This window comes from Nitrospira sp. (assembly GCA_030653545.1).
Lineage (GTDB): Bacteria > Nitrospirota > Nitrospiria > Nitrospirales > Nitrospiraceae > Nitrospira_D.
This window is the reverse complement of sequence record JAURZE010000010.1, coordinates 1-14,171: the sequence shown is the minus strand read 5'-3', so window position 1 is coordinate 14,171 and position 14,171 is coordinate 1. Positions and strand designations below refer to the sequence as shown.

General features: G+C 58.5%; 16 protein-coding genes. 10 read left to right on the top strand and 6 right to left on the bottom strand.

The window, feature by feature from the left end:
* The first annotated feature begins 6 nt into the window (after positions 1-6).
* From Q7U39_03515 to Q7U39_03490, 6 genes are read left to right on the top strand one after another with little or no spacing between them, the layout of a single operon-like run.
* On the top strand, positions 7-915 hold the full coding sequence (locus Q7U39_03515) for a glycosyltransferase (GenBank protein MDO9116999.1): 909 nt from the start codon (positions 7-9) through the stop codon (positions 913-915).
* The gene (locus tag Q7U39_03510) at positions 915-1,805 is read left to right on the top strand and encodes a glycosyltransferase (protein ID MDO9116998.1); all 891 of its coding nucleotides are present in this window, start codon (positions 915-917) and stop codon (positions 1,803-1,805) included. The genes Q7U39_03515 and Q7U39_03510 overlap by 1 nt, the downstream gene beginning before the upstream one ends.
* Before the next feature lie 16 nt (positions 1,806-1,821).
* Positions 1,822-3,039, top strand: a complete 1,218-nt coding sequence (locus Q7U39_03505) for a glycosyltransferase (GenBank protein MDO9116997.1) — start codon at positions 1,822-1,824, stop codon at positions 3,037-3,039.
* Positions 3,040-3,055: 16 nt separating this feature from the next.
* Positions 3,056-4,411 carry a cytochrome P450 gene (locus Q7U39_03500; GenBank protein ID MDO9116996.1) on the top strand — a complete coding sequence of 452 codons (1,356 nt, stop codon included), beginning with the start codon at positions 3,056-3,058 and terminating at the stop codon, positions 4,409-4,411.
* 9 nt (positions 4,412-4,420) lie between these two features.
* Positions 4,421-5,365, top strand: coding sequence for a glycosyltransferase family 2 protein (locus Q7U39_03495; GenBank protein ID MDO9116995.1), 945 nt, complete (start codon positions 4,421-4,423; stop codon positions 5,363-5,365).
* 58 nt (positions 5,366-5,423) lie between these two features.
* Entirely contained in the window at positions 5,424-6,983 is a 1,560-nt protein-coding gene (locus Q7U39_03490) for a glycosyltransferase family 39 protein (GenBank protein MDO9116994.1), read from the top strand.
* Between the two features lie 101 nt (positions 6,984-7,084).
* Here Q7U39_03490 and Q7U39_03485 read toward each other — a convergent pair whose 3' ends face one another.
* On the bottom strand, positions 7,085-7,444 hold the full coding sequence (locus Q7U39_03485) for a PilZ domain-containing protein (GenBank protein ID MDO9116993.1): 360 nt from the start codon (positions 7,442-7,444) through the stop codon (positions 7,085-7,087).
* A gap of 99 nt (positions 7,445-7,543) precedes the next feature.
* On the opposite strand from Q7U39_03485, the gene Q7U39_03480 reads away from it, so the two are divergent.
* Complete coding sequence (locus Q7U39_03480; protein MDO9116992.1) at positions 7,544-7,876, top strand: hypothetical protein; 333 nt, start codon at positions 7,544-7,546, stop codon at positions 7,874-7,876.
* Between the two features lie 4 nt (positions 7,877-7,880).
* Here the strand turns inward: Q7U39_03480 and Q7U39_03475 are convergent, their stop codons facing one another.
* Both Q7U39_03475 and Q7U39_03470 read right to left on the bottom strand, forming a co-directional pair.
* The gene (locus Q7U39_03475; protein MDO9116991.1) at positions 7,881-8,030 is read right to left on the bottom strand and encodes a hypothetical protein; all 150 of its coding nucleotides are present in this window, start codon (positions 8,028-8,030) and stop codon (positions 7,881-7,883) included.
* A 246-nt stretch (positions 8,031-8,276) separates the two neighbouring features.
* Entirely contained in the window at positions 8,277-10,208 is a 1,932-nt protein-coding gene (locus tag Q7U39_03470) for a M48 family metallopeptidase (protein ID MDO9116990.1), read from the bottom strand.
* Positions 10,209-10,686: 478 nt separating this feature from the next.
* Here Q7U39_03470 and Q7U39_03465 point away from each other — a divergent pair, with 478 nt between their 5' ends.
* The 3 genes from Q7U39_03465 to Q7U39_03455 all read left to right on the top strand — a co-directional run bounded on the left by Q7U39_03465 (position 10,687) and on the right by Q7U39_03455 (position 11,704).
* Positions 10,687-11,121: an Hsp20/alpha crystallin family protein gene (locus Q7U39_03465; GenBank protein MDO9116989.1), complete on the top strand. Its 435-nt coding sequence runs from the start codon at positions 10,687-10,689 to the stop codon at positions 11,119-11,121.
* A gap of 153 nt (positions 11,122-11,274) precedes the next feature.
* On the top strand, positions 11,275-11,481 hold the full coding sequence (locus Q7U39_03460) for a hypothetical protein (protein ID MDO9116988.1): 207 nt from the start codon (positions 11,275-11,277) through the stop codon (positions 11,479-11,481).
* A gap of 46 nt (positions 11,482-11,527) precedes the next feature.
* Positions 11,528-11,704 carry a hypothetical protein gene (locus Q7U39_03455; GenBank protein MDO9116987.1) on the top strand — a complete coding sequence of 59 codons (177 nt, stop codon included), beginning with the start codon at positions 11,528-11,530 and terminating at the stop codon, positions 11,702-11,704.
* Positions 11,705-11,838: 134 nt separating this feature from the next.
* Here the strand turns inward: Q7U39_03455 and Q7U39_03450 are convergent, their stop codons facing one another.
* Genes Q7U39_03450 through Q7U39_03440 form a run of 3 tightly spaced genes read right to left on the bottom strand, consistent with a single transcriptional unit; the run spans position 11,839 to position 14,003 of the window.
* A complete protein-coding gene (locus Q7U39_03450; protein ID MDO9116986.1) occupies positions 11,839-12,270 on the bottom strand; it encodes a PilZ domain-containing protein in 432 nt (143 codons plus the stop codon).
* Positions 12,271-12,325: 55 nt separating this feature from the next.
* Complete coding sequence (locus Q7U39_03445) at positions 12,326-13,366, bottom strand: alpha/beta hydrolase (protein MDO9116985.1); 1,041 nt, start codon at positions 13,364-13,366, stop codon at positions 12,326-12,328.
* Positions 13,356-14,003, bottom strand: a complete 648-nt coding sequence (locus Q7U39_03440) for a glutathione S-transferase family protein (protein MDO9116984.1) — start codon at positions 14,001-14,003, stop codon at positions 13,356-13,358. Before Q7U39_03440 ends, Q7U39_03445 begins: the two co-directional genes overlap by 11 nt.
* Positions 14,004-14,171: the final 168 nt, after the last annotated feature.

Sequence of the window (14,171 nt, the reverse complement as noted above, 5' to 3'; positions counted from 1 at the left end):
TCGCACATGCTGCCGGTATTTTCGATCATCATTCCGACCTACAATCGTCCCGGGCAACTGGCCGACTGCCTCGCGGCTCTGGTTCAACTGGATTATCCCCCAGATCGCTTTGAGGTGCTGGTGGTGGATGATGGCGGTGCCGTTTCGCCGGCCTCAGTTGTCGATCGATTTCAGCAACGGCTTGCGATCAGGCTGATCCGACAAGCCAATGCAGGGCCAGGTTCGGCGCGGAACACGGGTGCAAAGAACGCCAAGGGCCAGATCCTTGCCTTTACCGACGACGACTGTCTTCCGCAGTCCGGCTGGCTACGGACGTTGGCCATGCGATTTCTGTCTGCACCGGATTCGGTCATTGTGGGGGGCCATGTGGAAAATCTTCTTGTGAACAACCGGTATGCCGTTGCAAGCCAACTGATTGTCGATATCGGCCATGTCTATCATAATAACGACCCCGAGCGGGCGCGGTTTTTCACAGCTAACAATCTGGCCATTCCGGCAGATCGTTTCCGGGAGCTTGGCGGGTTTGACGTGACGTTCGGAACAACCGCTTCAGAAGATCGTGACATCTGTGGCCGCTGGTTGCACCGAGGGTACCGCATGATCTCTGCTTCCGAAGCCGTGGTCGGGCACGCTCATCGGTTGACGTGGCGTTCCTTCTGTTGGCAGCATTTCAATTATGGCCGTGGGGCCATTCGGTTACAACGAGCGCGGAAACATCAGGGTTGGAAGCTGTTCTCGCCGGACCCGAACTATTATCGCAGCCTGTTGCAGGCTCCATTTTCACGGCTGCCTCTTCCGCAAGCAACAGTGCTGGCCGGTTTGCTTTTCTTGTCGCAAGCCATCAGCGCGATTGGGATGATGGCGGAATGGATCCGGAAGCGTCAGGAACAAACACCTTTTCCCATTGAGGTGTGATGGAACGAACGCAACCCTTCTTCTCCATTATCGTCCCTACCTATCGTCGCACTCAGCAACTTGCGACATGTCTTGCGTCATTGGCAAAACTCGAATATCCCGGCGACCGTTTTGAGGTGATTGTGGTGGACGACGGCGGCGGTGGAGCCCTCGATGCTGTCGTTGCGGCAGTCAGAGATTTGCTACCCGTGACGCTGCTCCGGCAGCCGCATGTCGGACCGTCAGGCGCGCGGAATGCCGGTGCGGTGAAAGCTAAGGGCGAGTATCTTGTCTTTACGGCCGACGACTGCATGCCCGCCGTGAATTGGCTGAGCACGTTGGCCATGCGCGTTGCCGCTGAGCCGGATTCCGCAGTGGGCGGGGCCATTATCAACGCATTCCCAGACAATCATTACTCGATGGCCACCCATCTGTTGATCGAATACTTGTATTCCTACTACAACGCATTGCCTGGGGCCGCGCAATTCTTCACCCCAAACAACTTGGTTGTTCCGACAGATCGTTACCATGCGATCGGCGGATTTGATGAATCCTTTGTGAGGGCGACAGGAGAAGACCGCGAGTTTTGTAACCGTTGGACTCGCCATGGGTATCGCATGGTCTATGCTCCCGAAGTCATCGTCACGCATGCGCATCCCCTCACGTTTCGAGCTTTTGTCCGGCAGCATTTCAACTATGGGCGCGGGACGTTCAGATATCGGACGATGCAGGCTTCGCCGAGAAACGGACAGATGTCGTTGGAGCCCATGTCGTTTTATCTCAATTTGCTTCGAGCGTCCCGGAGCGTTGCCCGGACGAAGAGGAAAGTTCAGTTGACACTCTTGCTCGGAGTTTCGCAGGTGGCCAATGCAGCTGGATTTGTGTGGGAGTCCATGGAACGACGCGGTTGACCTAAGGAAAGACTCGATGCGTTTTTGCATGGTGACCACATTTTATCCTCCCTATCATTTTGGTGGGGATGCGACGTTTGTGCAGGCGCTCGCTCGCGCATTGGTCTCCGAAGGCCATCATGTCGAAGTCGTGCACTGCGAAGATGCCTATCGCCTGCGAGGCAGGGAGCAGCCGGCTGTACAGGCCGAGCGGGATGGGGTGGTGGTGCATCGTCTGCGCAGCCCCTTCGGTAAGCTGTCTCCGCTGCTCACCCAACAAACAGGCTGGCCGGGAGTAAAGGCGAGACAGCTGCGAGCGGTACTTGACTGTGATTTCGATGTGGTCAACTTCCATAACATTTCTTTGATCGGAGGACCCGGTGTCCTTCAACTGAGCCGCGCACCTGTGACGCTGTATACCCTGCACGAACACTGGCTGCTCTGTCCGACACATATTTTCTGGAAGAATCAAGCTCAAGCCTGCGACCGTCCGGAGTGTTTCACTTGTTGCCTTCGATCAGAGGTTCCTCCTCAATTGTGGCGGTTTACGAACTTGATTCAGCGCAGCTTGGCTAATGTCGACGCACTCTTAGCTCCAAGCGAATACACGGCACAGCGACACCGCGCCGCGGGACTGACTACGCCCATCGAGGTCTTACCGACGTTCTCTAGCCTAGAGCCGGGATCTTCTGGACGCCCTGCGGACGGAGGAAGGCCGCGCTTTGTGTTCGTCGGCCGCATCACAGCTTCGAAGGGCATCGGTGGTCTTCTGGAGGAGTTCGCGCGATTGCCGGAATTCGATCTGAACGTCATTGGAGACGGAGACCTGCGACAATCCCTTCAAACGCAGTACTCCGGCTGCCGCCATATTCGTTTCTTGGGATCGGTTCCTCAGCGTGAGCTGATTGGGACGTATCAAAGTGCAACGGCCTTGATCCTTCCGTCGCTGGCGCCGGAAGTGTTCCCGCTGACCGTGCTCGAAGCGCTGGCCTGCGGGACACCGGCTGTGGTGCATGACGCCGGCGGGAACCGGGAAGCGGTCGAAAAAACCGGTGGCGGGTTCGTGTATCGATCCGGAAAGGAGCTCCGGCAGATTCTCTCCGCGCTCGCGGAGGACGCGACCTTACGAGAGGCACTCGCGCAGCGGGCCCGATCCGGGTACGAGCGATTCTATACGCGAGCACAATACCTAGCTCGCTATCTGCGCGTCATCGATACCATTGGGAAAAAGAAGGGTGTGGCGGTCGGGGTGTGAAGGGAGCCGTATCCGTATGAGCGACAGTAGTCAGACGAGGACCATAGCGCGGGGACCGACGGGATATCCGCTGGTGGGGAATCTGCCGGAGTTCTTGTACGACAAGCTAGGTTTTCTCTCGCGCTGTGCCGCCACCTATGGGGACGTGATCAGATTGAAGATCGGAGAGCCGACCTTCCTTTTGAATAATCCGGACGATATCAAACATGTGTTGGTACTCAATCCGGACAACTACGGCAAATCGCCCCGCATGACCAGTGCGAAAGGAAAGAAATTGTCGGGGGCGGGCCTGCTCACCAGTGTGGGACCTGAACATTTGAGGCAGCGAAGGATGATGCAGCCGGTGTTCTACCGGAAGACCGTGGAATCCTTCTCTCGCATCATCACCGAGGGGGTCGGGGAGATGCTGGTCCGGTGGGCTGACGGAATGGAGCTGGACCTCGAATGCGAGATGATGGGTCTCGTCCAACGGAATATCGTTAAGACCTTGTTGGGAGCGGATGCTGACGATAACTTGCCCGCATTGCTCGAGGCCATTACGATCCGGCGGCTTTACATGGAGCATGTGTTCTTCTCTCCCTTCCCTGAATGGGTGCCCAGCCGGATTGGCTGGAAGTACCGCCAAGCCATGCAATGTATTGATACCATCGTGGCTCGAGCGATTCAGGCACGGCGCGCATATCCTACGGACGGCAGGGATCTGCTCTCTCTGTTGCTTTGCGCGAAATATGACGACGGGACAGCCATGACGGACCAACAGGTCCGCGATGAAGTCGTAACCCTCTTGGTTACAGGCTATGAGACGATCGGCGAGGCGTTGACCTGGACCTCCTATCTCCTGTCCCAACATCCGGCAATCGAGGCAAGATTCCTTGCGGAAGTGGATAGGGTTTTGGGTGGTCGGCTGCCATCTGCTGACGATCTTCCTCGCTTGGGTTATTGCGGAATGGTACTAGCCGAGTCGATGCGGTTGTACCCGCCCACCTGGCTCTTTGTGCGGATTGCGCAGGCGGAGGACAAGCTACCGAGCGGGGTCACCATCCCGGCAGGATCAAAAATTTATCTGTGCCAATACGTTATGCAGCGCCATCCCCGGTATTTTCCAGATCCTGAGCGCTTCGACCCTGAACGATTTACCGAAACCGAAAAAAAAGAACGCCCACAGTTTGCCTATTTCCCGTTCGGTGGCGGTGCGCGCGTCTGTATCGGAGAGCATTTTGCCAAGATGGAGGCAATCTTAGTGCTGGCCTCGATCGCGCAGCGGTTCAAGTTGTCCCTGGTCCAGGGGCAGACGATCGTGCCTGAGCCCAAGATGACCTTGCGGCCGAGGAACGGGATCCGGATGCGAGTGTTTCGACGAACTCAGGAGTAGGAGATAGGCGTGGGAATCAGTGAGCCGATCGTGTCGGTCGTCATCCCGACTCTGAACAGGCCGCACTTGGTTGTGCGAGCGGTACGTAGTGCGTTGGCTCAGACCGTGAACGCGATTGAAGTGATTGTCGTTGTCGATGGACCGGACGAGGCGACCGTGCAGGCTCTAGGTGCAATAGAAGATCCCAGATTAATAATTAAGCCGCTGTCTCACAATCTGGGACCTGCAGAGGCTCGCAACGCAGGAGTCGAAACAGCTCGAGGACGATGGGTCGCCTTACTCGACCACGACGACGAATGGCTTCCCAATAAGCTCGACATCCAACTACGCACTGCCCAGCAGTCCATGTTCCAAGACCCCATCATCTCGTGCCGTTTCATCAAGCGGAGTGAAACCGCCGATGTCGTGTTGCCCCGCAGATTGCCGGCGCCCGGTGAGCTCATGAGTGACTATCTGTTCCGCCGAACCCGTCTGTTCGGAGGAGAAGGGCTTGTGCAGACCTCTACGATTCTTACGACCAAACAGGTATTGCAGAAGGTCCCGTTTCGAGCAGAGTCGCACAGACACGATGACATAGACTGGCTCCTCCGAGCCAGCATGCGTGACGAAACCGCCGTGCTATTTGTCGCGAACCCAGAACCACTTGCCATTTGGCATCGGGAGGAGAAACTCCAGACAATCAGCAGTAGCAAGAACTGGCAGTTTTCATTTTCCTGGATACAGCAGAACCGCCACCTCGTGACCTCCCGAGCCTACGCGTCGTTTTTGTTGACCTGGGTCAGCGCCAATGCGATCGAGCAAGGGGACCGATCGGCGTTCTGGCCGCTCCTGAAGGAGGCGTTTCGACATGGGGTTCCCGGAATCCTCGATGGCATTGTGTTTGTGGGCATCTGGCTGATTCCTCAAGAGTGGCGACGGTGGGCAGCCATCTCCTTGACCTCTTCGCGAAACTGACTTGATGCTGCATCTGCTGAAGGGTTGAAGGCAACATGATTCTGAAGGAGGGTGATCAGTGACGTTTCCTCAACTGCTGCAGATGGTTGCTCCGGCCGACACCAAGGCGCCATCTCGTCTCGAGGCCTTGATCAAGGGGCTTTGTTTTGTGGCCTGTGCCAACGTCCTGGTCTTGTTTTTCGTTCAGGGGGGCTACGATATTGCCGTTGGTCCTGTTCATCTGCACGCCTCTTCCCTGAGGAACTGGCTTGCCCTCTGCCTGGCTCTCTCCTTAGGCAAGGCCTGGATGGAAGAGAGGCGTGGCGCCAGATCGGTGTTAGAAGGGTTGCAGTCTTCGCTCCTGCTTTTCATCGGGGCGTTGACCGTGTATTACTCTAACGGGCACACCTTCGAAACGGCCGATACCTTGCCTGCGCGTTTTCTTCCGGTCAGCCTCCTCATGGACCGAGATTTTTATCTCGATGAGTATGCCTCTACCATCGAGCAGTACGATGAACAATACTTTGTCCGGGTCATCAACGGACATCTGATATCGACTTATCCCCCATGGGGAGCCGTCCTGTCCGTGCCGGTATATATTGTTCCCGTTCTCAAAGTGGGGACGAGGCTCGCCGCTGAGACGCTTTTCGATTTGGAGAAGCGGGCAGGTATGCTCATGGTAGCGCTATCGGTGCTTACCCTATTTAGCGGGCTACGGCGGGTCACGACGCCGCGCGTGGCGTGGTTCATTGCCTTCGTCTATGCTTTTGGAACAAGCAGCTTGAGTCTTATTAGTCAAGCCTCGTGGCAGCACGGTCCGAGCCAGCTGTTTTTCTCGCTCACTCTGTACTGTCTGGTAAGGGGCAGGGAGACTCCGGCTCTTATTGCGTGGGCCGGACTGGCGCTTGGCTGGGCGGTTATCTGTCGCCCGTTGAATCTCGTCATGGCGCTTCCGGTTGCACTCTATGTGCTCCATAAGCATCGGGAGCAATGTGTTGGGTTCTTGCTTGCCGGTATTCCTCCACTGCTGCTGTTTCTGTGGTACAACGACGCGTATTTCGACTCGCCTCTCCGGACCGGATTTGGTGCGACCGTTGTCACTCCGGCTTCCCTCGTGGGGCACCATCTTTCCTGGTTCAACACCCCCTTCCTCGAAGGGATTGCGGGCGTGCTATTTTCCCCGGCGCGTGGGTTGTTTATCTACTCCCCGATCTTTCTCTGTTCGCTGGCCGGGATAGCGGTGGCATGGAGAGAGCCGGGACAGGTGCTACTCAGGTATCTGAGCGTGGGGACTCTTTTGTTGCTCATCCCGGTCGCGACGCTTGGGAGTTGGTGGGGAGGACATGGGTATGGTCCAAGGCTTTTGGCGGATAGCGCCCCTTTCCTCTGTTTCTTGATGGTTCCCGCCCTGGAGCAAATTCATCGGAGACGCTGGATCAAATATATGGTCGTAGGGTTGACGGGCGTTTCAATCGGAATGCATGCCATTGGGTATGCCTATTCGGGCGATTGGGGTTCAGAGCGGCTCGACTTCGATACGTATCCCGAACGGGTGTGGTACTGGCGGGAAAGTCCTCCGGTCCTGTTCGGCACACAACTTCTGGAGCAGGCGTGGCAGAAGGTTGCCATGCGGTTCTAACGTGTTGTAGGTGCAACTGAGGTGTCTACGAGGGATGTGAACGAATCGCTCGCTTGCCCACGACAAGGCAGCAGGGAGACCAAGCCGAAGACCAATAGTATCTAGCGCCGCTGCTTGATGGCCTGCATGCGTTCGAGCATCCGGTCCCACACAAATCCATGGAGCCGAAGATTGGCCGCACGCTCCACCTTGCTGAATCGCACTCCGATCCGCTGCTCATCGATCCACCGCACTTCCGCTTCTTCGATCGGGAGCGATTCCTTCTGATCCGGCAGAATCAGCCGGAGTAACAGGTTCGTCGCTTGGGGCAGAATCGTCGTACATTCGATCGTGCAGCCAAACACCGACAGATTGGTGAGGGTGCCCTCGCCGATCGCCGAGGTGCCGGCAAACATCACGGGATAGGCCGTTGGAAGGGGTAAGCGATAATGCGCACGTTGATAGGGTTTGGTCTGTTCCATGGCAGGGTGCAGTGTAGCGCGGTGTGAGACGGAAAAAGTATCCCTCCTTGGAGGGGCTGCGGTTGCTGTTGAGCGGAGTCGGATCGGTCAGGGGGTGTTGTGAGCGGGCGTGTCCTGTCCATCCAGGAAATCCATCAGGAGGCCGTGATGTTCGGGCGTGATGTCGACGACACGGCTGCCGCCGTGTCTCCCTGCGGCATGAGTCAGCTTGAGTGCACAGTAAATCCGGCTCTCGCCTTCAAGCTGACACTCGATTTCGATTCGGTCTCCGACCAGCAGGGGGAGCTCGGCGGAAATCTGGAGGCCCAGCGCGGTGAGATTTACGAGGGTGCAGAGACAAGCAGCTCCGTTGCGATGCATGAGGCCCCGCCGGTTGACCAGGATGCGAACGTGCCGGCGTGGATCGGACACATGGGTGGCCTTTCTTTTTGATCGATCAGACATCCGATGCCGGGCGACTCAGCGGCGATCGGCGGGGGTGGGAGGAATGTTCGCGATCAGCCCGGATTTCTTCCAGCGCCAGCACCCCGACCACAATTGGAAAGGGAAGCAGCGTGATCAGCATGACAACCATGACGAACGACATCGCCGGACTCCTTTCAGTGGACAGCCGATACCGGTTCCAGTGCAAGCCGGAGACCAGCGAGAGGATTGCCCAGCCTGACCGGCCGGATGTGTCAGATTGCGGATGTTTTGAGGAATAGCATCGAGCGAAGGGGGATATCGCTATGATGCTGGGCGGAGGGAATCAAGGATAAGTACGGCAAAACGGCGCTGCGCAGCAAGAATTTCCTCCACCTTTCGAGGGGGCCGACCAGCGAAGGCGCGGGAGCTATAAAGCGGTGGTGTGGGTGCTCAGGATGGCGGATTGAGGGATGGGTCTGAGAGTGCTAATCCATCGGTGTTTCATCAGCTGGTCGGCGATGAGGATGTAGGTGTCTTCCGGTAGCGTCAGTGTCGTGCGGAGCTGCTCCAAGAGAGCCTGATTGCTGCTGTCCGCGTGCAACTCGTACCAGGCGCGGTGCGGAATGATGACCAACGCATAGCAGGGGACGCGGGTCAGGGCCTGCACCGTCTTGCGGACCAGGTAGGCCGCCTGGATATCGGGTCTCGATGCCAGTTGCCGGGCGATCCCCTCAATCACTTCAGCTGGCAGCCCGTGCGGCTCGAACGAGTCCCCGGGTTTGATCGTGCTGCGTTCGGCTTCGGCCTCAAGGAGCTGCTGCCGTTGCCGCTGCGCCTTGACGCGGTAGCGCATGGATTCTTTATGGTTGCCCCGGCGTTCCAGGAAAGTGGAGGCCAGTTGGCAGGCTGGAATCACCGCCTCGCGATCCGCCGCCAGGGCCTTCTCCAGATACTGCAAACCGGCTTGATCGTCTTGCGCCAAAAGGAGGCGCCCCATCGCCAAGTTCGCCGCCGCGTGAGCGGGTGCCTTCGTGAGCAATTGTTGCAGCAACGGCAGTGCTGCGCGGTCGCTTTCGAGCGCTTCCATTTGGCACGCATATTCCCACAGCTCGTCGATCGAGAGCCCGACGGTCGCAGATTGGTCGCTTAAGGCCTGGCAGCGTGCCCGCGCTGCCGCCATTTCTTCGTGCTTCTGTTGCCATTCGTCCGCCACAGACTCCGCCCAGCTGCGGTCGAGGGCTTCGCGTGTCGCGGTGGCATGCGCGTCCAGGTAATAGTTTGCGGCTGTGGCCTCGTGAGGGTCGCGCAGATGGGGAAAATCGGCCGGCGGTTCGGGGGCATTCTGTTTTTCCGGAAGTCGGTCTAACGCGGCCAGTCGATCGACCAAGGCCGGATGCGTGTCGGCATAGCCGGTCGTCTGCTGCATCGCCTCGTGCATCCACTTCTGAATGCTGTCGTGAGGCGTGACGCGCTGCAACACCGTGATGAGTTCATCGAGATGGGAGGCGGGCGGTGCAGGATTTGTGATGGTCCGGCGATTCAAAGCGGGCCAATACCGTTCGTCCATCAGACGCGCGATGATCTGGAGCGATGCCAAGGCGTCTTTCATCGCGTGCGGGCCGACCAGCCGGGCCGCCTGACGATCGGCTTCGTACTCCTGCGCGCGGGCCAGGACGAACGAGTAGGCGTTGAAGAAGGGGGCATACCAGTCCAGGAACTTGGTAAAGAACACCGAGCCCCAATGATCGCGGGCGCGCAGCTCTTCCAGCAGGCGCGACCAGATTATGCGGGTGCGATAGATCCACCCGGAGAAGCGCCCATGAGAGTGGCCCAGGTGGCCGAACTCATGCGCGAGCACGGCGCGGAACTGGGCCGGTGTCATGGCCAACATGAGGGGGAGGCCGAGCAGCAGATAGTTCTGATACCAGCCGAAAATGCCGAGGCGCGGTCGCTGTGCGACGGCGGCATTCAGGTCGTTCACGATGAGCACATGGTGAAAGAGTGGCGTGCCCAACGCCGTGGTTAGTTTATCGATGAGGAGGAACAGGCGCGGCGCGTCTTCCCGATACACCTCATAGCCCGTCGGCGGGGCAAGGCGCACCCAGAAGGCCCGCAGGATGATCGCCGCCAGCACTCCAAGGCCGAACAGCAGCTTGATGGAGCTGAGATGGCCTGATCCTCCGTCTTTCAGTGAGAGAATCAGCCAGGCGCCGACCGCCAATGCCAGGCCCAGGATGGCCAGCACATAGGCATAGCCGAGAGCGGCGACCAGCGCGACCTTCAGTTTGTACGGTGTCGGATGTTTATGGGCGTACGTCTCGAGACGGCGCACCAATTGCTCGAACTGTGTGTCGGACATTGCGATCGGAATTCCTCCTAAGGGTCGCAACCAGTTTATGAGAAGGTCGCATGATCGCCAAGGAGTTTGTCATTTATTGATGGCCGCGCATGGAATTCAGCGTACGGGGTGTGCCCGGAGGTTGTGTGGAGATCGGATAGCGATCGCGCTGTGCACAACCGGGCACCGTGCCCGCTGTTGGATCAGCCGGCTCGCCTCGCGTTCAGGCGGGTACCCGCGGGGGAAGTCTGCGCAAATGTGTGAAATCGGAGGCTGCGTTGATTTGCAACAAGGCTAAGAGGGCCCCCTCTTGACTTTGCTCCGGGTGAAATTATCTGCCTTCTCGTTGCTGATACGAAACCGGATGGATTGGTGCCAGGCCAACACTGGAGGAGTAGCGGCGGCAGATATTGCCCCGGATCGTCCTCGGCCTGACTCTCATTCCATCTCAACATCAACCCATCATATGACCTCTCAGAGGAGAGGAGGAGGGACAGCTATGAGCAGTTATGTACCGTCTGTCGTGTCCCCGGTCAGGGCCGGATCATTTGATCGCGAGGTGGACCGGATGTTCGACGAAGCCCTGCGTGCTTTCGGCGTGTCGGGCCAGGCCTGGGCGCCTGCTTGCAATGCCTGGGAGGATGGGAATGGCTTCTATGTGGAGGTTGCGCTCCCAGGGTGGGAGCCGAAAGACATCTCATTGGAGATTGAGAACCAGGTGTTGGCGGTGAAGGGAGAGCGGAGAGAGGAACGGGGGCCAGAGGGGACGTATCATCTGCGTGAGATCGCCGGCGGGCAGTTCGCCAGGCTCTTCCGGTTGCCGACGTTTGTGGATCATGAGAAAGCATCGGCTGTGCACAGGAATGGGATCCTGACCGTGACCTTTCCTAAGCGGGAAGAGGCGAAACCCAGGCGCATCATGATCGAAGGGTAAACGCATCGCTGTAGTGTTGCCTGTCTAACAGGATAACCGTCCTTCCTCCTGCATCGTGACCGGTCAATGAGGCCTCACCGATGGCTCCATCCGGTGAGGCCTTCTCTCCGGCTGTAGGGCAGGGGGAGGTATAACAGAGAAAGGAAATGCTTGATGAGACAATCAAGGTGGTTTGCGAAACGGCGACGTGATGATAATGCGGAGAAGGAAGAGAATCGCTATGAGGGGCGGCGCAGTGACGGTAAACGCGGCCGGGTGCCATGGCGCTGGCGGCGTGAGTCATCGGAAGGCTACCGGCGGGGTTCCACGGAATCTTCGGCGGAGCACAAGACGGGGCCGTTGGCGCATGGCCTCTTTTGACAGATATCCGGGCGTCGTTACACGCTAAAGAAAGGAGGTGAACACGATGATGGATTTGAGTTCGGTGATTGATGCCGGGCTGGTTGTGATTGGAGCGATAGCGGTGCTGCTCATGGGACTCTGGACGTTGTCTGCCGAGTCCAGCACCGTGTCCATCTCCACTCCGCCGGTCGAGACGGTTCGGCAGTCAGTCGATCTGGCGTCACTGCCCAAAGCAGCGTGAGCCCCATCGGGCACGTGAGCCATGCAGCGCGGGAGGACTGTCGACGGATGGTCTTCCCGCGCTCTGATGCAGTGGGATTGCACGCGAGGGAAACTGTGGTCTTTGCCCGGGTGCCGCGCGGATGTTGCTCTAGGTTATGCGGAATAGTGTTCTTGCAGGTGGTCCCGCTGAAACCGCAGGATATGTCTGATCAACACTTCCCGGTCCTGTGAGGGCATTCTGACGAAGCGAGCGTGGAGGCGATAGGTCCCTCCCGGAAAGGGGATGGGATCGAGCCGCAATACTTCGGCGAAGGATGTGAAGAGGCCATGATCGGGCAGGCGAAGCGTGACCGCAAGGATGTCGTTGGGTTGATAGACCGTGGCGACCGTGATGCCGAAGCCGCCGCCGCTGATGTTGACGGATTGCTCGATGAGCGCACCCTCCGTCGTATCCGTTTCGGGCTGAATGCGGACGGGCAGGGTGACGGTAATTCGATAAAATTCGCGGCGATCTCTTCCTGACGGCGGCGAAGCCGGTGTATCTGAGGCCATGATGCAAGGGAGTATAGCAAAGTCGGTAGACATGAGGGTGTCAAAATGCAGGCTGCCGTTCCGATCAACGCAAGGGCGTTGAGATGGATTACTTCTGGATTTGAGAGGGTGTCTGGGAGGCGATCATTTCCCGAATGGTCTCAATGATGAGTTCAGGCTGGTCGAAGTTAATGAAGTGGCTGCTGCGGTCGGCGAAGACTTGGCGGCTGTTGGTGGAGAGCTTGGTGAGGTCAGTTTGCAGCTTCAGCCACATTTTTCGAAAGTTGGCCGGATTCACCGTCGGCGGCATCTCGGGCCACCAGGTTGGTCCGGTCGCGGTGATGACGGTCAAGGGCAGGTTCCCCAGCGAACCGGCCATCCCGGTTTGCCCAGCGGTCCCCTCCAGTGCCGCACCTTCGTATGTCATCGTCTTGAAGTAGCGCGACTGCGTCCATCCGGCGCGGAGGAGCGGGCGGATGTCGGCAGGCACACCGGCTTCCTGGGTGGCAAAGAACGACGGCGCAAGATCCCGTGAGATCAACAGCCGGGTCAGGCCTAGGGCCGTCACCGCGCGGATGATCGGGAACATGGATTTTCCGGGTGAGACGAATCGCATGAACTCGACTTGGTCGAATTGCCGTTCATGCCCCGCATCCACTAGCACCATCCCGACGACATCGTTCGGGTGGGCCTGGCGATACAGCCGAGCGACGAACCCGCCCAGCGAATGGCCGACGAGCAGGTAGGGGCTGGAGATGCCGCCGTTCGTCAGCAACTGGTGAAGCTCATCGGCCATCCGTCTGCCGATGCGTGGCAGACGGCCAGTATCGCTCCAGCCGAATCCTGCCCGGTCATAGGAGCAGACCCGTGTGATTTTCGCGATCTCCGGCTGGACCTCTGCCCAATAGACCGACCAACCAGGACCCATGGCATCCAAGATCACGGTCGGGCTGCCTTCGCCGGTGCAGTAGAGGTGAAGTTTATATCCGCCGACGTCGATAAGCTGTCCGGGCGGTGGGTACTGCTTCCGGTCCTGCACCATGCCGACAATCTGATATCCCACGCCGATCAGCGCGAGCAGCAGGAAGCCGATTGTAATGTAGAGTAGCTTGCGCAGGGGGCGGAAGCGGTGCCGACGTTTAGTGAGCATGTGTCATAGCGCGGTGCCAGCGGCGGAGGTGTTTCAAGGCGGGGAGTTTGGTTTTCCCGTTGAAGAGATAGTTTTCGAGCACCCCATAGAGGTTGTAGTCGGCGAAGAGCGGCCGGTCAGCCAGGAGAAACGGCGAGGCCGCCAACACGTTGTCGATCGGCTCCAATAGATCGGCAAACTGCGCGCACAGAGGCCGGCGCTGAGCGGTCCATTCCCGGACGCAGCCCTTTCCGAACTTCCGCTCCTTGTGGCGGATGAGCATCGTGCGTTCAACCAGCGGGCGCTTCGGGATCACGTAGGTATCGTTCACCTTGAACCCCACCATCTCCAACTCCTGCTCGATGTAGCGCGAGAGAATGAGCTGCAGGCCGTCGAACTCCTTCGGGAAGAGGTTGAGCGTGAAGCGCCGATCGACATGTCGCGCGACCTCTTGCCCCAAGTCCGTCACGTCGCAGATCCCGCGTTTCCCATCGACGAGGCAGGGAACGGTGTAGCCGGCACCCGTTGTCGCGGTGATGACCGGCGCGCGATCATGAAAGGCAATGTTGCGCAGTGTGAACGGAATGTGATGGCGTTTCAGGATGTGCCGGATCGTGATGCAGAACGGCGACCAGGGAAACTGAATCAGCGTGAGCATGGGGCCTATATGACGGAAGCGTGGAGATGGACTTCCCAGGCTTTAACGGACACCTTAGGGTGGTCGTTAGAACAGGGGGAGGATTCATGGGGAATCGATGGAGATCGCAGCACGTCCGATTGAAGTACACCTTCATCAAAGCCCATCGCCGAGAGTTTGATACGGCGG